A 22,839-nucleotide genomic window follows, 5' to 3' on the forward strand; every position below is an offset into this window, starting at 1 on the left:
ATCGGTTTTCAGAAAAGATCACGCTCCAACTGATCTAAGAGAGAATGGCAGCCAAGACGATCATCAGCCGGCCCATTTACGGAACCTTGTCTCCACAGCCCGGCAAGCATCATCTTTTCATCGCCGATGCCGAAGGCGCGCTGGCGATAACCGACATGGCCGGCAAGGCGCCGTCCGGCTTTTTCGACGGCGCCGAGATCGTCTACATTCCGGGGCCAGAGGGCAAGCACATCGCCGCCCTCGAAGCGTTGAAGCCGGCACAGCTCCACATCGCGCCGTCCTTCGCGAGTCTCTTGCCGCGGCTGAGACAAACGCTGACCAACGCCCGTATGGGGTTGCGCCTCTATCTTGCCGGCACCGAAGGCCTGATCGGCCAGGCGATGCAGGCCGCGCTCGAAGCCGGCATCGACCACACCTCCATGCAGACCGAGCATCGCGGCTCGCTGGCGCGGCGCATGCAATGCGTGCACTGCAAGGGCATCACCGAGAACGTGACGACGCAGCCGGCGCTCTGCTCGCATTGCGGCCTGCTGCTTCTGGTGCGCGATCACTATTCGCGCCGGCTGGCCGCCTTCCAGGGTGTCTGTATAAACGCTGAGGATCGCTCCGAGATTCCTCCGATGGAGGAGATCTTCCGATGAGCACCGGCACCACCAAGCTCGACGTCGTCGTCAGCGACGTCGTCCCCGTCAACGAGCTCGTCACACGTTTCCACTTCCGGCGCCGCGACGGCGGACTGCTGCCGACCTTTTCCGGCGGCGCCCATGTCGTGGTCGAAATGCGTGACGGCGACCGCACCAGGCTCAATCCCTATTCGCTGATGGGCTCGCCGCTTGACACGCGCGAATACACGATTTCGATCAGGCGCGACGATGCCGGCCGCGGCGGCTCGCTGTTCATGCACCGGCAGGTCAAGCCCGGCCTGGAGATGGTGATCAGCTATCCGGTCAATCTGTTCTCCCTCGACCTCAGGGCGAAGAAGCACCTGATGCTGGCGGGCGGCATCGGCATCACGCCCTTCATGGCGCAGACGTCGCAGCTGGCGGGCACCGGCGGCAATTTCGAATTGCATTACACCTGCCGCACGGCTTCGCTCGGCACCTATGCCGATGTCTTGCAGCAGCGCTGCGGCAACCGGGTCAGGCTCTATCACGACGACCGCGAGGAGCGCATCGATCTTGATCGGCTTCTGTCTTCGCAGCCGCTCGGCACGCATCTCTATGTCTGCGGCCCGGCCGGCATGATCAACTGGGTGCGCGATCGCGCGGCAAGCCTCGGCTGGCCGCCCGAAACCGTGCATTTCGAACATTTCGCGGCGCCGCAGCCCGGCGCGCCGTTCGACGTCGAGTTGGCCGTCAGCGGCAAGACGATCCGCGTCGGCGGGCAGCAGAGTCTGCTCGAGGCCATGGAAGCCGCCGGCGTCGACCCGCCTTACCTCTGCCGCGGCGGCGTCTGCGGCCAGTGCGAGACCAATGTGATCTCCTACGAAGGCAAGTTCATCCACAACGACCACTGGCTGAGCGACGAAGATCACAAATCCGGCTGCAAGATCATGCCTTGCGTCTCGCGCTTCGAGGGCAAGTCGCTGATCCTGGAAAGATAGGAGGCGTCAATGGGCATCACCTTTCGCAAGGAAACCTTCCGCGACGACTACACCTTCAGGAACAGCCCGGAGCACATCCGGCGCTTTCCCTTCCCGTTCAACGAAGACAGCTACATGTATGCGGTCAACATCGAGCCGCATGTCGTCGGCCCGAAGGGCAGCGTGCTTGAGAATCTGATCGACGTGGACGAGCACTATGTTTCGGAGATGGAAGACCGCGCCCTGGTGCTGGCCGAGGATCCGCTGCGCTGCCAGTCGCTGCCGCATATGACGCTCGCGGGCTGGGACCTGCTAGAACTCCTGATGGAGCAGCAGGCGCTCGGCTATCCCGAGCATTTCACGTTGGAGCGGAACGGCGATCGCTGGCGCTGGATCAACCGGCCGCTCGGCATCGACGACACCTTCACCTTCGGCGACACCTCGACGTTGCCGTATGGTCCGATGGAATACATAACCCGCCAGAGCCAGGGCGATTTCTGCATCCTCGACCAGCGCGACGGCAATCTGTGGATGGATGCCGGCATGGTCACGACCCAGGCCGACTGGTCGCTCGACTTCGACATCGGCATGAACTTCTTCGAATGGCACGCGCCGGTGCCGCTGGCGCATGAGAAGGGCATCTTCACGCGGGCGCTGAAATTCCTCACCAACATCCAGCAGGGCAAGCCGGCCAGGCGCCTCAACTGGACGATGACCATCAATCCGCGCCTCGACACCAGCCCCGAGAATTATCACAAATGGGGCCCGGACCGCGCCACGGTCACGCCCGACAATGTTGGCCAGAAGGTGCATCTGCGCGTCGAGCTGCAAAGCTTCTGGCGGCTGCCGCGCTCCAACGCCATCGTCTTCCCGATCCGCTGCTACCTGATCAAGATGGACGAGCTGGTCACGCAGCCCAAATGGGCGCGCCGCCTGCATCGCGTCATCCGTGACCTGCCGGAAGAGCTCGCCACCTATAAGGGTCTGACGCGGTATCGTCCGACACTGGTCGAGTGGCTGTCCAAGCTGGATGACGGCAGCCCGACCAGCCCGGGATTTGGCCCGGATTGAACTTGTACTTCCGCAAGCGCCTTCTTCGTGAGATTCCTCGTTTCGCCAAGGGCAACCCCTATGCGGGGAGGACGAAAGGAGCCTGGCGGGACAGTTTCGCGTCCTTCCTCTCCCCCGTCGATCGGGGGAGAGGCGTCGAGCGAAGCTCGACGGAGTGGGGGTCGACCTAGCTTGGCGGTCGTTGGTTCACATCTAGGCGATGCCTCCGATTATTACCTGCCTGCCAAGATTTCAGGCCCGCTCGGTGGTGCCCACTTGTCAGCACCTTCGCGTTTGAGGACCGCCTTCCCCCACTCCCTCGCTGCTTCGCAGCGCCACCTCTCCCCCCTCCGGAGGGAGAGGAAGAGAGCTTGACGGATCACCCAGCGCTGTTTTGCGGATAGCAAATGATCGACAGATACCGCATCGGCAGTTGCGTCAGCTCTTCCGGTCCGTGCGGCGCGTCGGCGTCGAAGAACAGGCTGTCGCCCGGCTTCATCGGATAGAGATTGTTGCCGTGGCGGTAAACGACCTCGCCCTCGAGCATGTAGAGGAACTCCATGCCCGCATGCTGGAAGGTCGGGAAGACGTCCGAATTCTCGGTCAGCGTGATGAGGTACGGTTCGACGACTACGCCGCTGGTGTTGGCGCCGATATGGCCGAGCAGATTGTACTGGTGGCCGGCGCGCGTGCCGCGCCGCTCGACATCGACGCCTTCGCCGGCCTTGACGAAGACGGCGCTGTGCTCTTCCTCAAAACGCCGGAAGAAGGCGGTCACCGGAACGCCCAGCGCCCGCGATAGCGCCTGCAGCGTCGTCAGCGACGGCGAGGTGATGCCGTTCTCGATCTTCGACAGCATGCCGAGCGAAATGTCGGTGGCCGCGGCGAGATCGGCGACGGTGATGCCGAGCTTCTTGCGGAAGGCCCGCACCTCATGGCCGATCGCCACTTCGAGCACTTTCTCGCGCGTGTCGCGGATGGCGTGCGGGTTTTGCGTCAGCGGCGTGCGGATCGTGCGGCCGTCGGCCGAAACGCGCTTCGGCCGCGCCTTGCCCTTGGCGGCCGCGCCGGCTGGCCTTGCAGCAGATGTCTTGTTCGCCATGTCGCCCCCGAATCCACAGATTTATTTCACTCAAGGTGAACATATTGGGTGGAGATATGAAAGCGCAACCACGACGGCAAGCCGCCGGATGTCGCAGCGGCGTTTCGCCAGCATGAACCGGCGCCAGCTCTTTTCGCGGAAAACTCGTTTGGGGCAACGCCGTTGCCGCAGATGTTTGTTGACAGCACCGAAGACGCAATTACTCTCACTGTGAGTGAAATTTGTTTCGTGAGAGCAATTCCAGGAAAAGTGTCGAACGGTTTTCCGCCCGGAACTGCGTCAAGAAAAAAGTCGAAATCAAAAAGAGGAGGCCCGCAATGAAATCTCGTGTCGCCGTCATTGGAGCCGGACCGTCGGGCCTGGCCCAGCTGAGGGCCTTCAAGTCCGCAGCCGACAAGGGTGCCGAGATCCCCGAAATCGTCTGCTTCGAGAAGCAGAGCGACTGGGGCGGCCTGTGGAATTACACATGGCGCACCGGCCTCGACGAGCATGGCGACCCGGTGCATGGCTCGATGTACCGCTATCTGTGGTCGAACGGCCCGAAGGAATGCCTCGAATTCGCCGACTACACCTTCGAGGAGCATTTCGGCCGGCCGATCGCTTCCTATCCGCCGCGCGCCGTGCTGTGGGACTACATCAAGGGCCGCGTCGAGAAATCGGGCGTGCGCGAATGGGTGCGCTTCAACAGCCCGGTGCGCATGGTGACCTATTCCGACGAGACGAAGAAATTCACCGTCACCGCGCATGACCGCACCAACGACGTGACCTATTCGGAGGAGTTCGACAACGTCGTCGTCGCCTCCGGCCATTTCTCGGTGCCCAACGTGCCCTTCTTCGAAGGCTTCCCCACCTTCAACGGGCGCATCCTGCATAGCCACGATTTCCGCGACGCGATGGAATTCAAGGGCAAGGACATATTGATCATCGGCCGCTCCTATTCGGCCGAGGACATCGGTTCGCAATGCTACAAATACGGCGCGAAATCGATCACCTCCAGCTACCGCTCCAAGCCGATGGGCTTCAAATGGCCAGAGAACTGGAAAGAGGTGCCGCTGCTGCAAAAAGTCGTCGGCAAGACGGCGCATTTCAAGGACGGCACCACCAAGGATGTCGACGCCATCATCCTGTGCACCGGCTACCTGCACTCCTTCCCCTTCCTCACCGACGACCTCAAGCTCAAGACCGCCAACCGGATGTGGCCGCTCGATCTTTATGAAGGCGTCGTCTGGGAGAAGAACCCGAAGCTTTTCTACATCGGCATGCAGGACCAGTTCTACACCTTCAACATGTTCGACGCGCAGGCCTGGTATGCGCGCGACGTGATGCTCGGCCGCATCAAGCTGCCCTCCGCCGAGGCGATGGCCGAGCACAGCGCAAAGTGGCGTGCCCGCGAAGAGACGCTGGAAGACGCCGAACAGATGATCTGGTTCCAGGGCGACTACACCAAGGAGCTGATGGACCAGACCGACTATCCGGGCTTCGATGTCGAGGCGGTTAACCGCACCTTCATGGAGTGGGAGCACCACAAGATGGAAAACATCATGACCTTCCGCGACAACGCCTACCGCTCGTTGATGACGGGCACCATGGCGCCGTTGCATCACACCCCGTGGCTGCAGGCGTTGGACGATTCGATGGAGAGCTATCTCGAGGTGAAGGGGGTGGCGGCCGAGTAGCACGGCAGGCTCTCGCCAACGTTCCCGTCGTTAAATCGACAACCTGTGGGGTGTCCCGCGGGACGCCCCATCGGTCTACCAGCACACGTAGCCGCCATCAACGATCAGGTCGAGGCCGGTAACGAAGCTCGACGCGCGGCTGGCCAGGAACACGGCCGGTCCGACCATCTCCTCCGGCGCAGCCATGCGGCCCATCGGCGTATCGCGCTTGAAGATCTTTATCTCCTCCGCGACCTCCGGCCGCTTGTTCATCGGCGTCAGCGTGTAGCCCGGGCTGACGACATTGACGCGCAACCCGCGATCGGCCCACTCCATGGCGAGGCTCTTCGACATATGGATGACGGCGGCTTTCGAGGAATTGTAGTGCGCCTGCGTCAGCCCCCGGTTGACGATGGTGCCCGACATCGAGGCGATGTTGATGATGGAGCCCGCGCGTCGACGAAGCATGACGCGCGCCTCGGCCTGACAGGACAGGAACACACCCGCGACATTGACCTCGTGCACCTTGCGCCACTTTTCCAGCGGCATGGTCTCGGCCGCTTCCGATCCGGCTATGCCGGCATTGTTGACGGCGACGGTCAGCGCGCCGAGCTCGGCCTCGACGCGGTCGATCGCCGTGGCCAGGTCGGTCTCGGACGTCACGCTCCCCGTCAGCACCAGCGCCTTGCGGCCAAGGGCCTTGATCCTCTCGGCAGTCTGCTCAAGCCCGCCGTTCGATGCATGGCCGAAACAGGCGACGTCGGCGCCGGCCTCGGCAAGCCCGATCGCGATCGCCTGTCCAATGCCGCTGCCGGCGCCCGTCACCAGCGCCACGCCGCCGTCCAGTTTGAAAAGATCCATCGCACCCTCCCTGATTGCGGGAAGGTATGCGCTGAATGGCGCTTCGATCAAGCGGCCTGATCTGGCTGCGCCGGGCGCATCTCGAGCTCAGAAATACCCGTCCGAAGCCGCGGTCGCTTCCTTGGGGATCTCCACCCCGTCGACCAGGATCTTGTCGACCAGCTCATGATGGAAGCACACGAGCCCCTTGATGCGCTCGGCCTCATGCACCGGCTCGGGATAGTACCAGACAAGGTTCTTGTGCCGCTTCTTCGGCGTCGTCACGTGGTAATAGTTGGAGATGCCCTTATAGGGGCAGCGCGAGATGTAGCGGCTGGGCGAGAGAATATCGAGCCTGGTGTCCGCGACCGCCGGTGCGAATTCCTGTGCCATGGCAGCGTGCTCGGCCTGTCGCTGCCCTTCCTCTTCCGATGCCCTCGACATTGCGTTGCGGGACTGCGTACGCTCGCTCGAAACCTGTCGACCGAGCGGGCTTTCACGGAGAGCGACCGCGCTTTCAGCATGGCGGGTGCTGCGGCGTTCTGACCGCGATCACGCCGGTTCCAACGTCTTCGGCCTCTGCAGCCTTGCCAGCTCGTCATAGGGGATATGGCAGCGGATCGTATGTCCCGGCTGAGCCTCCGCGAGTTCCGGCTCCTGCGTCTCGCAGATGGCGCCGATCTTGCGCGGGCAGCGCGTGTGGAAGACGCAGCCCGTCGGTGGATTGGCCGCGCTCGGGATCTCGCCGTCGAGGCGGATGCGCGAGCTCTCCGTCCGGTCGAGCTTCGGCACGGCCGACAGCAGCGCTTCGGTGTAGGGATGGTGCGGGCCGGAGAACACCGCTTCCGAGGGTCCGAACTCCATGATGCGGCCGAGATAGAGCACGGCGATCTTGTCGGAGAGATAGCGCACCACGCCAAGGTCGTGCGAGATGAAGATGTAAGAGACATCCTGTCTCGACTGCAGGTCGGCCAGAAGGTTGAGGATCGCCGCCTGGACCGAGACGTCGAGCGCCGAGGTAGGCTCGTCGCACACCACGATGCGCGGATCGCCGGCGAAGGCGCGCGCGATCGCCACGCGCTGCTTCAGCCCGCCCGAGAGCTGGCGCGGCTTGACCGCCAGGTGCCGGTCGGTGAGCCGCACCGAGCGGACCAGCTCTTCGAGCCGCGTGTCCAGCGGCTTGCCGGTGAGACCGCCAAGCCGCTTCAGGGCGCGGCTCAGGATATGCCGGATCGAATGCGAGCGGTTGAGCGCGGAGTCCGGGTTCTGGAAGACGATCTGCACTGCCTTGACCTGGTCTTCCGTGCGGCTGGCCAGCCGCGGCGCGAGCTTCTTGCCTTCGAGCTCGATCGAGCCGCCATCGTCGGGCGGGACGAGGCCAAGCAGGAGCCTTGCAAAGGTCGTCTTGCCGCTGCCGGATTCGCCGACAAGGCCGAGCGTCTCGCCGGGCCTGAGACTCACCGAGACATCCTTCACCGCCCGCAGCGGACGCCCGTGGGTGGCATAGGTCTTGTTGAGACCTTCGACCTGCAGCACCGGCGGCGCCTGCTTCGGCTGGGCGGCCGCGATCTCGGCGGGCGTGGCGCGCGGCAGAGACTGCGCCTTGTCGTGATAGTGGCAGCGCGACAGGCGGCCGTCGCCGAGCTCATAGAGCGGCGGCGGCTCCGCGCGGCAGCGTTCGGTGGCCAGTGCGCAGCGATCGGCGAAGGCGCAGCCGAGGATATTGGCGCCGATGCCGGGCAGGAAGCCCGGGATTGTGTCGAGCCGGCCCTGGTCCTTGCGCTGGCCGCCGCGCGGCAGGCAGCGCAGCAGCGCCACCGTGTAGGGATGGCGCGGATCGTTGAAGACGTCCCTGGTCGAGCCCTCCTCGACCAGCATGCCGGCATAGAGCACGCCGACGCGGTCGCACATGTTGGCGACGACGGCGAGGTTGTGGCTGATGAACAGGATCGAGGCCGACAGCTCGCGCCGCAACTGGCCGATCAGGTCGAGCACCTCGGCCTCGACCGTTGCATCGAGCCCGGTAGTCGGCTCGTCGAGGATCAGCATCGAGGGGTCGTTGGCCAAAGCCATGGCGATAGCCACCCGCTGCTGCATGCCGCCGGAGAGCTGATGCGGATAGCGCTGCATGACGCTCGCCGGGTCGGAGATGCGCACCCGGTTCAGCATCGCGAGTGCCTTGTCTTCCGCCGCCTGTCCGGTGATGCCGGCAAGCTCGAAAATCTCGGTCAGCTGGCGGCCGATGCGCAGCGACGGGTTCAGCGCCTTGCCGGGGTCCTGATAGACCATCGACACGCTGTCGGCGCGGGCGCGCCTGAGCGCTTCCGCGTCGAGTTTCATCACATCCTTGCCGCCGAGCGCGATCGAGCCCCCGGTGATCGAGCCGTTGCGCGGCAAATAGCGCACCACCGAGAGCGCGACTGTCGACTTGCCACAGCCTGATTCACCGACCAGGCCGTAGGCTTCGCCCGCTTTGATGGTCAGGTTGACATTGCGCAGCACCGCGCGGTTGCGCCGGCCGACGCGATAAGCGACCGAAAGGTCCTTCAGTTCGAGTGCGTTGGTTGCTTGCCTGGGGTCAGTCATTGAACGCTCCATGCACGCCGTCAGCCACCAGGTTGACGCCGATCACCAGCGAGGCGATGGCTAAAGCATCGAACAGCACCGTCCACCAGAAGCCGCCGCCGATCATGCCGTAATTGGAGGAGATCGACAGGCCCCAGTCGGGCGAGGGCGGCTGGATGCCGAAGCCCATGAAGGAGAGCGTGGCCACAGCGAAGATGGCATAGCCCAGCCGCACCGTCGTCTCGACCAGGATCGGCGGGATGACGTTGGGCAGGATCTCGACGAACATCGTGTGCAGCGCGCCTTCGTGGCGCAGCTTTGCCGCCGCCACATAGTCGAGCTCGCGTTCGGCCAGCACCGCCGAGCGCACCGTGCGGGCGATGATCGGCGCGAAGCTCAGGCCGATGACGACGATGACGGTGATCTTGGACGTGCCGAGCGCGACGATGGCGAGCAGCGCGATGATCACCACCGGGATCGCCATGAAGGCTTCGAGCACGCGGCTGACGATGTCGTCGACGATGCCGCGGAAATAGCCGATGACGAGGCCGAGCGCCGTGCCGGCGATGGTGGCAAGGATGGTGGCCAGCGGCGCCACCGTCAGGATATCGCGCGAGCCGACGATGACGCGCGAGAACACGTCGCGGCCGAGCTGGTCGGTGCCGAACCAGTGATCGGCCGCCGGCGGCGTCAGCGCGTTGATGACGTCGCTTGCCAGCGGATCGTAGGGGACGAAGTGCTGGCCGAACAGCGCGCACACGATCCAGAAGACGACGATGGCAAGCCCGGTCAGGAACGTGCCGGACCTGGAGAGAGAATGCAGCACCTCGCCCCAGGGGCTGCGCTGTGCGGTGTCGGGCGTCGGCAGGCTGACGGGGGTGTCGGTGGCGCTCATTGCTCTGCCCCCAGCCGGATGCGTGGATTGAGCACGGAATAGAGGAAGTCGGCGATCAACGTCGCCACCGCATAGACGATGCCGATGGTGAGGATGCCGGCTTCGAGCATCGGGAAGTCCTTGCCGCGCGCGGCGGTGAAGATCAGCGAGCCGATACCCTGGTAGCGGAACAGCGTCTCGATGACGACCAGGCCGCCGATCAGATAGCCGGTCTGGGTCGCGATGACCGTAATGGTCGGCAACAGCGCGTTGCGCAGCACATGGCGCCAGATCACCGTGCGCCACGGCAGGCCTTTGAGCACCGCAGTGCGCGTATAGTCGGAATCGAGCGCCTCGATCATGCCGGAGCGCGCCATGCGCGCGATATAGCCGAACAGCACCAGGAATAGCGGCAGCGAAGGCAGGGTCAAGTAGTAGAGCTGGGTGAAGAAGCCGGCGCCCTTCGGCCAGGCGGCCGCGATCGGCAGCCAGCGCAGCCACACCCCGAAGATTAGGATCAGGATGATGCCGGTGACGAACTCTGGCAGCACAGTTACCGACAGACCACCAAGGCTGATGATGCGGTCGAGCGGCCGGTTGAAATTGAGCGCGGCGATCACCCCGCCGAGGATGCCGATCGGCACCACCAGCACGAAGGCGACCAGGGCGAGCTTCATCGAGTTGCCCAAGGCATCGATGACGAACGGCGCCACCGGCGCGCGGAAGACATAGGACGTGCCCATGTCGCCATGGAGGAAATTCCAGATCCAGCTTCCGTATTGGACAAGCAGCGGCCGATCGACGCCCAGCGAATGGTTGAGCGCATCAACCGCGCGCTGGTCGGCGAACGGCCCCAATATGGCCCGCCCGACATTGCCCGGCAGCACCTGGCCGCCGAGGAATACCATGACGCTCAGCAAGAACAGCGTGACGAGCGACAGTGCCAGGCGCCGGACGAGGAAAGCTAGAATGGCATCGTCTCCTTATGAAAGATCCTTGCGTCCCGGCAGACGGGACGCGTCGGACAAATCAATAGTGGCAGGCGGATCGAAGGCTGTCACGGGCGCAAGAGGGCCCATCGGCGACGTGTCGGGATCGCCGGTCCACGGCGCGACGCCGACGAGCCGGCCGTTCTCGGCGCGGATCTGGTGCGTACCCCAATGCATGGTGGTGAGCAGGGTTGCGGTTCCCATGCGACGCATTCCCGTTGCAACGATCGCGGGCAGGGCGCGTGGCGTCCTGCCCGCAGTCTCGCCGGCAAGCGCCAGCCCTTTCGAGGCTGGCGATGCGGGATCTATGCTTGCCTCATCCTCAGCCTTTCGACGCTTTCTCGAGGAACAGCTGTGACATGGCCGTGGGCTGCACGCCCGTTACGCCCTTTGCCGTTGCCGTCAGATAGTCGTAGAAATAGCCGAAGATCACCGGCGTTTCCTCGAGCAGCAGCTTCTGGATCTTGCCGGCGGTGGCCTTCTGCGCCTCGAGGTCGAGGGCCGCGATATAGCTCGCCGCCATCTGGTCATAGTCCTTGTTCTTGAAGTGGGCGGCATTCCAGGTGCCGTCGCTCTTCAAGGGTGCGGCGAGATAGACGTTGGGCACGCCGCGATGGCCGTAGTCGGTGATGCCCATCGCCGAATCCAGCCAGTTCGACTTGCCGAACACCGCATCGCCGTAATAGGCGCTCTGGTCGAGGATGTTGAGCTCGAGCTCGATGCCGATTTCCTTGACCCAGTTCTGGATGAGCTGCGCGTATTCCGGGATTTCCAGATAACGCTCGGTGGTCAGCGTCATCTTGAAGCCCTTGCCGGCGCCGGCCGCTTCCATCAGCTGCTTGGCCTGCGCGATATCCTGCTTGCGCTGCGGCACGCTGGTGTCGGTCGAGGGGTAGACGGCGGCGAACGGGCTGTCATTGCCAAGCACCGCGCGTCCCTTCATCAGGCCGGCGGCGAGTTTCTCGCGGTCGAGGCAGAGCGCGATGGCGCGGCGCACGCGGGCGTCCTTCGTCGGGCCCTCGTCGCAGTGCATATGCAGCTGCTGATGCGCCGACGACTTCAGGCTGATGACCTCGACATTCGGGTCGTTGAGGACGGCGACGCCCGCCAGCACCGGCATCTGGTTGATGATGTCGATCTGGCCACCCTGCAGCGCCAGGATTTGCGGCTGGATGTCGGTGAAGAAGGTGAATTCCGTGCGATCCGGCAGGGCCTTCTCGCCCCAGTAATCGTCATTGCGCACGAAGGAGGCGCCGACCTTGGGCGTGTACTTCTCGATCTTGAACGGTCCGGTGCCGTCGAAGCTCTGTTCGTAGCCGCCTTTGTAGCTCGCCGGGATGATCACGGCGTTGTAATTGTCGGACGAGACCATGTAGGGGAAGTTGCCGTTCGGCGCGTCGAGGTGGAACTCGACGGTGTAGTCGTCCACCTTCTTGGTCGCGCCCTTCTGCAGGATGCCGCTGAACACCGACAGCGCGTTGGACGAGTTGGCCGGATCGGCGAGCCGGTCAATGCTGGCCACTACGTCGTCGGCCTTCATCTCGCCGCCCGAGTGGAATTTCACGCCCTTGCGGAGCTTGAAGGTCCACACCGTGCCGTCGGTGTTGGGCGACCAGCTTTCCGCAAGCGCCGGCCTCAAAACCAGGTCCGGACCGTCGACGCAAAGGAACTCGGCCACCTGCTGCATGACGAGCAGGCCGCCGGCGTCGGCGATGGTGACGGGGTCGATCGCCGCTGCCGGCACGCTGCTTCCGACGCGGATGGTGGCGCCGGGCGCGCCGGCGCGCGCGAGCGAGGGTGCCGCGCCGAAGCCGGCCGCCATGCCGATGCGGCCGAGCAGCGGCAGCGACAGGCCGAGCAGGCTGCCATGGCGCACGAATTCGCGGCGGCTGATGCGGCCATCGATCAGACCGTCGATCAGGTGGTTTTCGAGTGGCGTGCGGCCGCGCCGCAGCAGATCGAGAATGCGGTAGTTCTTGCTCATGGCTCTAAGCCTTTCCCCAGTTGTTGTGGTTGGCGAGTGCACTCAATTTGCGAGTTCCGTGGCGTTCTCCTGTTCCCGGAACCCATCAATATCGGTCGATGTACAGTAGCATGCGCTTCCGACCGGTCCATCCGTTCGTTGGGACGGAAAAGTCAGATTTTCTTGATGAATTGTCTGTCGGTCATGCGACCAGCGGCCGCCTTTTTCTCCATAAGTCCTGCTAGCTTTTCGACATCCTCCTAATTCAGCGGCAGCCTGCGGTAGGTCCCGGGCCTTTCCGAGTCGTGATATTTGTTGCAGGGGGCCATGATGACGGCGGCGTCTGGCGTCGGTGCCTCGCCGATGCCGACAAGCCCGTCCTCGGTCTCGACCTCCACGATGGTCGGCGAGAAGCCGTCGAGCCCGCCGAATACCCACCAATAGGGCGCTTCCAGCCTGTAGTTGATCGGGGTTGCCTTGACGCGCCTGATCTTCATGTCAGCCGATTTCGAAGAAGGGTTCGCCGAGCAGGCCGGGGTCGACGTCGATGCCGAGGCCGGGGCCGTCGGGGATGCCCATATGGCTGCCCGTCACAGGCGGTGCGTTCCTGGCCGTGCGCACCGTCACCCATTCATGGAAGGCGATGGCGTGCAGCCGGCGCTCCGTCGGCGTCGACAGCGACAGATGCGCCATGGCGGCGGTGTCGATCTCGGCGCCTCCGGTGTCCTCGACCGTGATCATGAAGCCGAGATCGGCGGCAACATCGCGGATCAGCCGCGTCTGCGTCACGCCGCCCAGTCGCGAGATCTTCAGTGTCAGCCCGTCGGCGGCACCTCGGCGGTGGATCTCCAGCATCTCGCCGAGCGATGTGACGGATTCGTCCAGCACCATCGGCTTGTCGAGCATGCGGCGCACCGACATGTTCTCCTCGATCGTCGTGCAGGGCTGCTCGAACGTGTAGTCGATGTCGCGTGTGGCGTCGGCGAACTGGCGCGCCTGATAGGGTGTCCAGCCGGCATTGGCATCGCAGAAGATCACCGTGCCCTTCGGCACGGCGGCGGCCACCGTCGTCACCCGCTCGATATCGTCATGCACATTGCCGCCGACCTTGATTTGCAGGCGACGGCAGCCTTCGGCAATGATCCGCTTGGCCAGCTCCGCCATCTGATCGAGCGTGCCATGGGTCACGACCCGGTAGGTCTCCGCCATGTCGCTCTCGCGGCCGCCAAGCATGATCACCAGCGGCACATCGGCCGCTCGTGCCGCCAAGTCCCAGCACGCCATGTCGAGCGCGGACTTGATATAAGGGTGGCCCTTGAACACCGTGTCCATCAGCCGGCCGATGCCGGCAAACCCGCGCGGGTCCTGGCCGATGAGATGCGGCGCGATTTCCGGCACGCCGGCGCGCGTTCCCGCCGGGAACGCGGCCGAGTAGAAATTGCCGAGCGGCGCCATCTCGCCCCAGCCGGTCACGCCGCTGTCGGAGGTGATGGCGACGATCACCGCGTCGAAACAGTCCGCGACGCGTCCCTTGGACATGCGGTAGGGCCCGTCCACGAAGGGCTGCACGACATGATAGGCTTTTATGCTCTTGATCTTCACGTTTGGGTCCGCTGTCCGGGCTGTCAGTTCTTCGATGCGCGCTTTTCGAGGCCGCGCGCATAGGCAAGAAGCTCTTCGAAATCGACGTCGATATGCTCGCGAGCATGGCGCTGGGCGGCGCGCATGTCGGCACCTTTGAGCAGCGCCACATAGGTCTCGTGCACGTCCTCGGCCGGCACCGGCTCGTTGCGCGCCCGCTGATGCAGGGCGAAATACATCTGCAGCCGGCTGGTCAGCCGCTGCCAGGTCTCCAGCAGCACCGAATTGTCGGCCCATTCGTAGATGAGCCCATGCAGCTGCAGCGCCGTCTCGATCTGGCGCGTGGTGTCCTTCGCCCGCGTCGCCTGTTTCACCGCCTCGTGGCGGCGGTCCAGCTCGTCGAAGAAGCGCTGGTCGCGCTGCGGCCAGGTGAGCTCGATCGCGAATTCATCGAGCACTTTGTTCAGCGAATAGGCGTCGATGATGTCCTTGGCTGTGACGTCGATGACAAAGGTCCCGGCATAGGGAATGCTGGTCAGGATGCCTTCCTGCACCAGCTCGCGCATCGCCTCGCGCAATGGCGCGCGGCTGACCCGCATCTGCTCGGAGATCCTGAGCTCATTGAGCTTCTGCCCAGGCTCCAGCTGTCCGGCCAGGATGGCGCGCCTGAGCAGGGCGACGATCTCCGCCCTGCGCGTCGTATCCGCGATCGGACCGAAATCCAGCTTTGCCATGCCTCGACTCCCGATGGAATTTCGGCAAGACAAGCAGATTGTCGACAATCTAACAAGAGGGTAGTTACCGATTTTTCCGGGTTGGAGGCGCCCAAAGAAAACGGCGCCCTCGACGTGGGTGTCGAGGGGCGCCGTCGGACCGGAAGCTGATGGGGGTTATCAGCTGGCCGGTTTCGGTTGCGGCAAGGGAGAAACCGGCATTCCGGGTCCGATCTTCTGCAGATTGCCCGTGATCACCTGATCGTTCTCCGAGATGCCGGAGGTCACGGAAATCAGGTCGCCGTCGGTGGGCCCGAGCGACACCAGCTTCTGGTCGACGGTGTTGCCCTTGCCGATGACATAGAGGTACTTGCCGAGCTGGCTGGAACCCAGCGCCACCTGCGGCACCATCAGCGTGTTGGGCTGTTCCTTCACATGCAGCCGCACCCGCACATATTGTCCGGGCAACAGCGTGAACTTGGCGTTGCCGATCGTCGCGCGCGCCGTGATGGTGCCGGTCGAGTGGTCGATCGTGTTGTCGATGAAGGTCAGCTCGCCCTTCTGGCTGGGCTGGGTCTCGCCGGGCAGGAGCACGTCGACGGCGATCGGACCGTTGGCCTTCGCCTGCTCGATCTGCACGAGGTCGGTCTCGCTCGGATTGAAGGTCACATAGATCGGGTCGAGCTGCACCAGCGTGTTGAGCACCGTGCCCGCGACGCTGACCAGCGTGCCGACCGAGGCCTGGTTGCGGCCGATGCGTCCCGAGAACGGCGCCTTGATCTCGGCATAACTGAGGTTGAGCTCGGCCGTCCGCACCGCCGCCTGGTCGACGGCAAGGGCGGCCTGGGCCGTGCGCAGATTGCTGGTGCGCTGGTCGAAGCTGTCCTTGTCGAGATAGCCGGCCTTGGCAAGATCGGTGCCGCGGCCGAGATTGGACTTCGCATATTCGAGCGTCGCGGTATCGCGCTGCACCTGCGCCTTCGCCTGGTCGAGCGCGGCCTGATAGTCGTCGGGCGCGATGCGGTAGAGCAGGTCGCCCTGCTTGACGTCGCTGCCGTCGGCAGCGGTCTGTTCCTGCAGATAGCCCGGCACGCGCGCCTGCAGCGTGATGCTGCGGATCGACTCCACCCGCGCGGCATAGTCGAGATAGATCGGCAGCGTCTTCTTCACGACATTCACCACCGGCACCGGCATCACGAAGGCGGCCGGCGCGGGTGCTGCGCCCGCCGTGCTGCTGTGCAGGCCGAAATTGCCCATGTCGAGCAGATGCACACTGGCCACCGAGATTGCGCCGAGCGCGACGGCCGTTCCCAAAGCGATTTTCCATCTACGCATTTTGATCTCCAATCCTATTCGGCCGCCTGGGCGAGCGGCTGAAGCGCCGGCTCGGCGGTCGGTTCGATTTCTTCCGGCTGAGGGGCACCGTGGTGTCCCTTGGCTTGTTCCTTTTCGCCGTGTTCGCGCAACCGTTCGATCACCGCGTAGAAGACGGGCACGAAGACCAGCGACAGGATGGTCGCCGCCACCATGCCGCCGAAGACCGTGGTGCCGATCGACTGCCGGCTGGCAGCACCCGCGCCCGTTGCGAACATCAGCGGCAGCACGCCAAGGATGAAGGCGAAGGCGGTCATCAGGATCGGCCGCAGCCTCAGCCTTGCCGCTTCCATCGCCGCTTCGACGATGGTCAAGCCTTCCTCGCGCCGGCGTCTGGCGAACTCGACGATCAGGATCGCGTTCTTCGCCGCCAGGCCGATCAGCATGACGAAGCCGATCTGCGAGTAGACGTCGATCTGCATGCCGCGCAGCAGGAGCACGATGAAGGCGCCGAACAGCGCGAGCGGCACGGCGAGCAGCACCATGAAGGGCATCGCCCAGCTTTCATACTGCGCCGCCAGGATCAGGAAGACGAAGACGATCGCCAGTCCGAATACGATCGAGGCGATCGAGCCGGCCTTGAGCTCCTGATAGGTGATGCCGGTCCATTCGTAGCCGAAGTCGCGCGGCAGCACGTTGGCCGCCGCCCGCTCCATGGCCGCCACCGCCTGTCCGGACGAGAAGCCGGGGGCAGCGCCGCCATTGATCAGGGCCGAGGCATTGTTGTTGTAATGCGGCACGGTCTCCGGTCCGACGATCGGCACCAGTTTGCCCAGCGTGCTCAGCGGCACCATGCCGCCCGATGCGTTGCGCACATAGAGCCTGGAGATGTCCGTCGCGTCGGCACGCGCGTCCTTGTCAGCCTGGATGGTGACGCGGAAGGTGCGGCCGAACAGGTTGAAGTCGTTGACGTAGAGCGAGCCGAGATAGATCTGCAGCGTGTTGAAGACATCAGGCAGGTTGAGGCCGAGAAGCTTCGCCTTGCTGCGGTCGAGGTCGTAGTTGAACTGCGGCGTCGAGGTCGAGAAGGACGTGAACAGCTGTTGCGGATTGAGCTCCGGCTGCTTGCGTGCCTCGGCGATCAGCGCCTGCGTGACCTCGTTCAGCGCAGCGCTGCCGCGACCGGAAAGATCCTCCACCTGGAACTCGAAACCGCCTGTGGTGCCGAGGCCCGGGATCGACGGCGGATCGAAGGACAGCGCAAAGGCTTCCGGGATCTGCAACAGCTTGTTGCGCACCTCGGCGACGAGCTTCGAGGCGCTCTGGTCTGGCCCGCGCTCGTCCCACGGCTTCAGGATGGCGAACTCCACCGCCGAATTCGACTGCGCGGCGCTGGTGAGGAAGTTCAGGCCGCTGATCGAGCCGACGATGTCGACGCCGGGCGTGTTCTGCAGGATGTCGCGCGCCTTCTGCGCCACGGCATCGGTGCGTTCGAGCGACGCGCCGTCGGGCAGCTGGATGACGACGAAGAAATAGCCCTGGTCCTCCACGGGGAGGAAGGTGGAGGGCAATTTCTGCCAGACGAAATAGGTGGCCACGAGACCGGCAGCGAACAGGCCGAGCATCGCCCAACGCAGCTTGATCAGGATGCGCACGCCATGCGCATAGGCATGCGACAGCCAGTCGAAGCCGGCGTTGAACCAGCGGAACAGCACGAACTGCGTCTCGCCGCGATGGCGCAGGAAGGCGGCGCTGAGCGCAGGCGACAGCGTCAGCGAGTTGAAGGCCGAGATGCCGACCGAGATCGCTACTGTCAGCGCGAACTGGTTGTAGAGTCGCCCCGAGACGCCCGGGATGAAGGCGACGGGGATGAACACGGCCATCAGCACCGCGGTGGTGGCGATGATCGGTCCCGTCACCTCGGCCATCGCTGCGCGCGTCGCCGCCAGCGGCTTCAGCCCGGCCTCCAGCTGACGCTCGACATTCTCGACGACGACGATCGCGTCATCGACAACGAGGCCGATCGCCAGCACCATGCCGAGCAGCGAGAGCATGTTGAGCGAGAAGCCCAGCATGTACATCACCGCCAATGTCGCGATCAGCGAGACGGGAATGGCGATGGTCGGGATGATGGTGGTGCGCCAGCTCTGAAGGAAGATGAACACCACCGCCACGACCAGCACCAGCGCTTCGCCGAGCGTGACCAGCACGTCATGCATCGAAGCCGACACGAAGCGCGTCGTGTCGTAATGCATGGCATAACTGACGCCCTTCGGGAAACGCTGCGAGAGCTCCTGCATCTTGTCCTTGACCCGCTGCTGCAGGTCGAGCGCGTTGGAGCCGGGCATCTGGTAGACGGCCAGAACCACGGTAGGGTCCTTGCCGAAAAAGGCGGATGAGGAATATTGCAGCGCGCCGAGCTCGATCCTGGCAACGTCGCGCAGGCGCACAAGCGAGCCGCTCTGCGAATTGGCGCGCACGACGATGTCGCCGAATTCCTTGGGGTCGCTCAAACGGCCGACCGCATTGACCTGCATCTCGAAGGCGGTGCCGGCCGGCGCTGGCGATTGGCCGATCTTGCCGGCAGCCACCTGCACATTCTGTTCGGCAATCGCGTTCTGCACGTCGACGGCGGTGATGCCGAGATTGGCCAATTTGTCCGGATCGAGCCAGACGCGCATCGAATAGCGGCGCTCGCCGAAGATCTGCACGTCGCCGACGCCAGGCAGGCGCTTCAGCGGATCGACCACCTGCAGATAAGCGAGGTTGCTCAGCGCCACCGGATCGACGGAACCGTCGGGCGAGGTGAGGTCGACGATCAGCACGAAATTGGGGTTCTGCTTCTTGATCGTCACGCCACCCTGGTTGACGATGGCCGGCAGGGAGGATGCCGCTTGGCTGACGCGATTCTGCACGTCGACCGCCGCTGTGCTGAGCGGATAGCCGACATCGAAGGTGATGGTGATGGTGGAGGAGCCGTCATTCGAACTCGTCGACGACATGTAGGTCATGCCCTGCACGCCGTTGATCTGCTGCTCGAGCGGCGTGGTCACGGTATCGGCCACGACTTGCGCGCTGGCGCCGGGATAGTGGGCGCTGACCACGACCTGCGGGGGCGTGATGTCGGGGAACTGCGAGACCGGCAACAGGAAATAGGCGATCGCGCCGGCGAGCACCATGATGATGGCGATCGCCGACGCAAAGATCGGGCGGTGGATGAAGAAGTTCACCATGATGCGGACGCCTCGCCGAACGGTTTTGCGAAATGGCGCAGGCGCCGGGCCCGGCCGGAGCCGGAATCCTGCAGGAAGGATGGCGGGATGTTCCCCGGCGCCTGGTCCGCCGCGTGCGAGCGCAGCATCCGTTCGAAGGCTTTGGGATCGATCCCGTCCGCCTCCATCACCAGCCGGATCATTGGATCCCGGATGGCTTCGTCGATCGTCAGGTCTTTGCGCGTTTGCATAGGAGCGGCTCCTTGCTCGGCCCGCATCGCTCGATCACGGACCGCTTTTCTCTCGAATTCACCGGCCGAAGCCGCATGACAGGCAGGTTTTGTGTCCTATCTCACTCTGGCAGGGCTATCGGAGGGCCTTGTCGTTTGACGGCGAGTGATATAGGTGTTACCAGTAAGTAACATTCAGGAAGTTACAGACCGGTAACACCCTAGTCAAGAGGTGGCGACGGTTTTTTTGGAAACGACGAAAGGAGATCATGATGGCTGACGGCGTCGCGGAGCGTTCCCGCCCCCGGGATCGAATCCTGGAGACGGCGCAGGACATGTTCCACAAGCACGGCATCAAGGGTGTGGGCGTCGACGCGATCACCGAAGCTGCCGGCACCAACAAGATGACGCTTTACCGTCATTTCGAGTCCAAGGACGAATTGATCATCGAATGCCTGCGCGCCACGGCGGCGAAGGCCTCGAGGATCTGGGACGAGTTTGAGGCCAAGCATCCCGGCGACAAGCTCGCGCAATTGCATGCCTGGGTCCACAAGGCTTCGGAGCTGCTCAGCGCCGACAGCCGAGGCTGCGACATGGCCAATGCCGCCGTCGAGCTCACCGAGACCGATCACCCGGCAAGGCGCGTCATCAAGGAACTTAAGGAAGCCCAGCGCGAAAAGCTGGTTGCGCTTTGCCGTGATGCCGGCATCGGTCAGGCCGAGCTGCTCGCCGACACGCTTTCGCTTCTGCTCGAAGGCGCGCGCGTCTCGATGCAGAGCGTCGGCGCCGAAGGCCCGAGCGCGCAATTCGTGCGCATGGCCGAAAGCCTGATCGCCTCGTTCCGGGCGCGCTGATCTCTTCGCCTCGTCCTGATTCTGCTATGCTGTCCCGGAAACGGGCGCTAGACGATGGGTCAGGCAAGTTTTCCGGAGATGTATGAGCGCTGGCTCGTGGGCCCTCTCTTCCGCCCTTGGGCCGAAGTGACCTTTGAAGAGCTGAAGCTGTCTCCAGGCCACCGTGTGTTGGACATCGCCTGTGGCACGGGAATAGTTGCCCGCGTTGCCAGGGAACGGCTTGGCACCGCCGGATATGTCGTCGGCATCGACATCAACGCAGAAATGCTTGCCGTCGCGCGCACCGTGGCGCCAGACATCGATTGGCGCCTGGGTAATGCCGGTGCACTGCCCCTCCATGACGGAGAGCAGTTCCACGTGATCGTCTGTCAGCAGGGGCTGCAATTCTTTCCCGACAAGCCCGCTGCGACGGCGGAGATGCGGCGGGCACTGGCGCAGGGCGGCCGGCTGGCAGTTGCCACGTGGCGCCCAGATGAGGAAATCCCCTTCTTTTGGGATCTCCGCCGCGTCGCCGAGCGACTCCTTGGCCCAATCGTGGACCTGCGCCACAGCTTTGGGAATGCGGCGCCGATAGAGGCGCTGCTCCGGGACGCGGGCTTCCACGACGTTCGATCAAGGACAATATCGTGCAGGATACGCTTTGAGGACGGGGCGCCGCTCCTGCGATTGAACACGATGGCGCTGGTCGGCATGAGCACTGCCGGCAAGGCAATGACCGATAACGAACGCAAGCGCGCCGTGGAGGACATCGTGAGCGGGAGTGCGCCCGTGCTGCAGTCCTACGCCGATGGATCGGGAGTCGCTTTCGAACTCAGCTCCAATTTGGTGACAGCAAAAGGCTAGGCGCGTACCTGAAGCATGTCTCCCGAAAGTGGGAACCGATTTCGGGGCCAAGACATGCGCAAAATCAAAGCCTAAAGCGCAGGGAGCGAATCTGAAAGATCGCGACGCGCTTTAGTCAGCATCAGATGGGCTGGCTTCGCCGCCGCCTCATTGCGGGCAAAGAAAAAGCCCGCTGCCGGGAGGAGGAGGCAGCGGGCTTCGATTTCGAATACGGCACGGGAGGAGGTGTACCGCATTCCTCGTCGGTGTCTGGGAGGAGGAAGACATCCGACACGTGCATAAATACGGGCTGCCCAACGATTCGGCAATTGCGAAGCGTGCATAGCTGCTGTGCAGAATTGCCGGATCAATCGTCAGACAAATCCGCGAACCTCCGCTGGCCCGCTACTGCACCGGCACGTTTTCCTTGAAGATCAGCCGCGGCTCGATGAATTTCTTTGTCAGATAGGGGGCCGAGGAGGCGATAGAGCCGAGCAGGCGGATCACCGCTTGCTCGGCGATCAGCCTTGCATTCTGGTCGATGACGACGTCGGCGAGATCGTCGACCAGATAGCGCCGCGTTTCCTTAGTCAGGTCGTGGCAGATGAAGACCGGCTTCCTACGCGGCTTGGCTTCCAGCAATGCCTTGGCGATGCCTGAGCGTCCGGCACCCACGCAATAGACGCCGAGCAGATCCGGTTCGTCGTGCAGCGCCTTGATGGTGGCGCGGTAGCTGGCATCCGGCTCGTCGTTGATCTCGACGGCGCTGGAGACGGTGAGGTTCGGGAACTCTTCGGCGAGCACCGACCGAAAACCCATCTCGCGCTCCTCATGCCCGCGATAGGAGCGCGAACCGACCACCATCGCCAGCTGTCCGGTCCGGCCGCCAAGGAAGCGGCCCATCAGAAGTGCTGCCGTGCGGCCCGCCACTCGGTTGTCGATGCCGACATAGGCCGAGCGGGGCGCTGCCGGCACGTCGGAGATCAGCGTGACCAGCCGAATCCCGGCATCGACCAGCTCGCGCAGGATGTTGCGCGTGCGCGGATGGTCTACGGCGATCACGCCGACGCCATTGGCCTTGAGCGACAGATTCTCCACGGCGCTTTGCAGCGCGCCCGGCGAAATGCCGGCCAGGTTGTGGATGCGGCAGGACGCCACCAGCGGCAGGCGCGCCGCGTAGTCCTCGATGTGGTGGGCAAGATCGGCCATGAAGGCGTTGGACCCGATCGGCAGGAAGAATTCGAGATGCGCCGGCTTAGAGGGCAGCACGACCTGGTCGAGCGTCGGCAGGTAGCCGAGCTGCTTGGCCGCTTCCAGCACCCGCTGGCGGTTGGCCGCGCTCGCGCCCGGGCGGTTGTTGAGCACCCGATCGACGGTCGCGGTCGACAGGCCGCAGTTCCTGGCGATATCGGCTACGGTGGCTTTCATGGGTCCAGTCATAGGATGGGATGCGAGCCCCTATCACGCCAATCAATATCAGGACAAATCAAAGG

General features: G+C 63.9%; 20 protein-coding genes and 1 pseudogene. 6 read left to right on the forward strand and 15 right to left on the reverse strand.

Annotated features, from left to right (window positions below; genetic code table 11):
- Positions 1-44: 44 nt before the first annotated feature.
- From P9273_RS19795 to P9273_RS19805, 3 genes are read left to right on the forward strand one after another with little or no spacing between them, the layout of a single operon-like run.
- Entirely contained in the window at positions 45-641 is a 597-nt protein-coding gene (locus P9273_RS19795; RefSeq protein WP_278050404.1) for a dimethylamine monooxygenase subunit DmmA family protein, read from the forward strand.
- A complete protein-coding gene (locus tag P9273_RS19800; RefSeq protein WP_278050405.1) occupies positions 638-1,603 on the forward strand; it encodes a PDR/VanB family oxidoreductase in 966 nt (321 codons plus the stop codon). Before P9273_RS19795 ends, P9273_RS19800 begins: the two co-directional genes overlap by 4 nt.
- Positions 1,604-1,612: 9 nt before the next feature.
- Positions 1,613-2,653, forward strand: coding sequence for a heme-dependent oxidative N-demethylase family protein (locus P9273_RS19805; protein WP_278050406.1), 1,041 nt, complete (start codon positions 1,613-1,615; stop codon positions 2,651-2,653).
- Between the two features lie 358 nt (positions 2,654-3,011).
- Here the strand turns inward: P9273_RS19805 and P9273_RS19810 are convergent, their stop codons facing one another.
- Entirely contained in the window at positions 3,012-3,734 is a 723-nt protein-coding gene (locus P9273_RS19810; protein WP_040998033.1) for a helix-turn-helix domain-containing protein, read from the reverse strand.
- 317 nt (positions 3,735-4,051) lie between these two features.
- Here P9273_RS19810 and P9273_RS19815 point away from each other — a divergent pair, with 317 nt between their 5' ends.
- On the forward strand, positions 4,052-5,410 hold the full coding sequence (locus P9273_RS19815) for an NAD(P)-binding domain-containing protein (protein ID WP_040998031.1): 1,359 nt from the start codon (positions 4,052-4,054) through the stop codon (positions 5,408-5,410).
- 75 nt (positions 5,411-5,485) lie between these two features.
- On the opposite strand, the gene P9273_RS19820 is transcribed toward P9273_RS19815, so the two are convergent.
- From P9273_RS19820 to P9273_RS19880, 13 genes and pseudogenes are all read right to left on the reverse strand, one after another.
- Positions 5,486-6,250, reverse strand: coding sequence for an SDR family oxidoreductase (locus P9273_RS19820; protein ID WP_278050407.1), 765 nt, complete (start codon positions 6,248-6,250; stop codon positions 5,486-5,488).
- Positions 6,251-6,337: 87 nt separating this feature from the next.
- Positions 6,338-6,598: pseudogene (locus tag P9273_RS19825) on the reverse strand (DUF427 domain-containing protein); the annotation flags it as partial.
- A gap of 183 nt (positions 6,599-6,781) precedes the next feature.
- Positions 6,782-8,815, reverse strand: a complete 2,034-nt coding sequence (locus tag P9273_RS19830) for an ABC transporter ATP-binding protein (RefSeq protein ID WP_278050409.1) — start codon at positions 8,813-8,815, stop codon at positions 6,782-6,784.
- Positions 8,808-9,689, reverse strand: a complete 882-nt coding sequence (locus P9273_RS19835) for an ABC transporter permease (protein ID WP_278050410.1) — start codon at positions 9,687-9,689, stop codon at positions 8,808-8,810. The genes P9273_RS19830 and P9273_RS19835 overlap by 8 nt, the downstream gene beginning before the upstream one ends.
- Complete coding sequence (locus P9273_RS19840) at positions 9,686-10,639, reverse strand: ABC transporter permease (RefSeq protein ID WP_278050461.1); 954 nt, start codon at positions 10,637-10,639, stop codon at positions 9,686-9,688. The genes P9273_RS19835 and P9273_RS19840 overlap by 4 nt, the downstream gene beginning before the upstream one ends.
- Positions 10,640-10,651: 12 nt before the next feature.
- The gene (locus P9273_RS19845; RefSeq protein ID WP_278050411.1) at positions 10,652-10,861 is read right to left on the reverse strand and encodes a hypothetical protein; all 210 of its coding nucleotides are present in this window, start codon (positions 10,859-10,861) and stop codon (positions 10,652-10,654) included.
- A gap of 118 nt (positions 10,862-10,979) precedes the next feature.
- Positions 10,980-12,641 carry an ABC transporter substrate-binding protein gene (locus tag P9273_RS19850; protein WP_278050412.1) on the reverse strand — a complete coding sequence of 554 codons (1,662 nt, stop codon included), beginning with the start codon at positions 12,639-12,641 and terminating at the stop codon, positions 10,980-10,982.
- A gap of 239 nt (positions 12,642-12,880) precedes the next feature.
- The gene (locus P9273_RS19855) at positions 12,881-13,117 is read right to left on the reverse strand and encodes a hypothetical protein (RefSeq protein ID WP_278050413.1); all 237 of its coding nucleotides are present in this window, start codon (positions 13,115-13,117) and stop codon (positions 12,881-12,883) included.
- Between the two features lies 1 nt (position 13,118).
- Positions 13,119-14,222 carry a mandelate racemase/muconate lactonizing enzyme family protein gene (locus P9273_RS19860; protein WP_278050414.1) on the reverse strand — a complete coding sequence of 368 codons (1,104 nt, stop codon included), beginning with the start codon at positions 14,220-14,222 and terminating at the stop codon, positions 13,119-13,121.
- Positions 14,223-14,245: 23 nt separating this feature from the next.
- Positions 14,246-14,935 (reverse strand): GntR family transcriptional regulator, encoded by a 690-nt coding sequence (locus P9273_RS19865; RefSeq protein ID WP_040998009.1) that lies wholly within the window; start codon positions 14,933-14,935, stop codon positions 14,246-14,248.
- Positions 14,936-15,094: 159 nt separating this feature from the next.
- Positions 15,095-16,249: an efflux RND transporter periplasmic adaptor subunit gene (locus tag P9273_RS19870; protein ID WP_278050415.1), complete on the reverse strand. Its 1,155-nt coding sequence runs from the start codon at positions 16,247-16,249 to the stop codon at positions 15,095-15,097.
- 14 nt (positions 16,250-16,263) lie between these two features.
- Entirely contained in the window at positions 16,264-19,461 is a 3,198-nt protein-coding gene (locus P9273_RS19875) for an efflux RND transporter permease subunit (protein ID WP_278050416.1), read from the reverse strand.
- Positions 19,455-19,691: a hypothetical protein gene (locus P9273_RS19880; protein WP_278050417.1), complete on the reverse strand. Its 237-nt coding sequence runs from the start codon at positions 19,689-19,691 to the stop codon at positions 19,455-19,457. The genes P9273_RS19875 and P9273_RS19880 overlap by 7 nt, the downstream gene beginning before the upstream one ends.
- A gap of 251 nt (positions 19,692-19,942) precedes the next feature.
- Between P9273_RS19880 and P9273_RS19885 the strand changes: the two genes are divergently transcribed.
- A complete protein-coding gene (locus P9273_RS19885; protein ID WP_040998179.1) occupies positions 19,943-20,524 on the forward strand; it encodes a TetR/AcrR family transcriptional regulator in 582 nt (193 codons plus the stop codon).
- A gap of 54 nt (positions 20,525-20,578) precedes the next feature.
- Entirely contained in the window at positions 20,579-21,367 is a 789-nt protein-coding gene (locus P9273_RS19890) for a class I SAM-dependent methyltransferase (RefSeq protein WP_278050418.1), read from the forward strand.
- Between the two features lie 384 nt (positions 21,368-21,751).
- On the opposite strand, the gene P9273_RS19895 is transcribed toward P9273_RS19890, so the two are convergent.
- Positions 21,752-22,774 carry a LacI family DNA-binding transcriptional regulator gene (locus tag P9273_RS19895; RefSeq protein ID WP_278050419.1) on the reverse strand — a complete coding sequence of 341 codons (1,023 nt, stop codon included), beginning with the start codon at positions 22,772-22,774 and terminating at the stop codon, positions 21,752-21,754.
- Positions 22,775-22,839 lie beyond the last annotated feature (65 nt).

The sequence above is a fragment of the Mesorhizobium sp. WSM4935 genome, assembly GCF_029625735.1.
GTDB lineage: Bacteria > Pseudomonadota > Alphaproteobacteria > Rhizobiales > Rhizobiaceae > Mesorhizobium.

What these genes read in the sequence shown, in the direction of transcription:
- P9273_RS19820 (WP_278050407.1), bottom strand. Translation starts at nt 6,250, where the DNA reads ATGGATCTTTTCAAACTGGACGGCGGCGTGGCGCTGGTGACGGGCGCC.
- P9273_RS19830 (WP_278050409.1), bottom strand. Translation starts at nt 8,815, where the DNA reads ATGACTGACCCCAGGCAAGCAACCAACGCACTCGAACTGAAGGACCTT.
- P9273_RS19885 (WP_040998179.1), top strand. Translation starts at nt 19,943, where the DNA reads ATGGCTGACGGCGTCGCGGAGCGTTCCCGCCCCCGGGATCGAATCCTG.
- P9273_RS19845 (WP_278050411.1), bottom strand. Translation starts at nt 10,861, where the DNA reads ATGGGAACCGCAACCCTGCTCACCACCATGCATTGGGGTACGCACCAG.
- P9273_RS19795 (WP_278050404.1), top strand. Translation starts at nt 45, where the DNA reads ATGGCAGCCAAGACGATCATCAGCCGGCCCATTTACGGAACCTTGTCT.
- P9273_RS19875 (WP_278050416.1), bottom strand. Translation starts at nt 19,461, where the DNA reads ATGGTGAACTTCTTCATCCACCGCCCGATCTTTGCGTCGGCGATCGCC.
- P9273_RS19880 (WP_278050417.1), bottom strand. Translation starts at nt 19,691, where the DNA reads ATGCAAACGCGCAAAGACCTGACGATCGACGAAGCCATCCGGGATCCA.
- P9273_RS19850 (WP_278050412.1), bottom strand. Translation starts at nt 12,641, where the DNA reads ATGAGCAAGAACTACCGCATTCTCGATCTGCTGCGGCGCGGCCGCACG.
- P9273_RS19890 (WP_278050418.1), top strand. Translation starts at nt 20,579, where the DNA reads ATGGGTCAGGCAAGTTTTCCGGAGATGTATGAGCGCTGGCTCGTGGGC.
- P9273_RS19835 (WP_278050410.1), bottom strand. Translation starts at nt 9,689, where the DNA reads ATGAGCGCCACCGACACCCCCGTCAGCCTGCCGACGCCCGACACCGCA.
- P9273_RS19865 (WP_040998009.1), bottom strand. Translation starts at nt 14,935, where the DNA reads ATGGCAAAGCTGGATTTCGGTCCGATCGCGGATACGACGCGCAGGGCG.
- P9273_RS19815 (WP_040998031.1), top strand. Translation starts at nt 4,052, where the DNA reads ATGAAATCTCGTGTCGCCGTCATTGGAGCCGGACCGTCGGGCCTGGCC.
- P9273_RS19810 (WP_040998033.1), bottom strand. Translation starts at nt 3,734, where the DNA reads ATGGCGAACAAGACATCTGCTGCAAGGCCAGCCGGCGCGGCCGCCAAG.
- P9273_RS19855 (WP_278050413.1), bottom strand. Translation starts at nt 13,117, where the DNA reads ATGAAGATCAGGCGCGTCAAGGCAACCCCGATCAACTACAGGCTGGAA.
- P9273_RS19800 (WP_278050405.1), top strand. Translation starts at nt 638, where the DNA reads ATGAGCACCGGCACCACCAAGCTCGACGTCGTCGTCAGCGACGTCGTC.
- P9273_RS19870 (WP_278050415.1), bottom strand. Translation starts at nt 16,249, where the DNA reads ATGCGTAGATGGAAAATCGCTTTGGGAACGGCCGTCGCGCTCGGCGCA.
- P9273_RS19895 (WP_278050419.1), bottom strand. Translation starts at nt 22,774, where the DNA reads ATGAAAGCCACCGTAGCCGATATCGCCAGGAACTGCGGCCTGTCGACC.
- P9273_RS19805 (WP_278050406.1), top strand. Translation starts at nt 1,613, where the DNA reads ATGGGCATCACCTTTCGCAAGGAAACCTTCCGCGACGACTACACCTTC.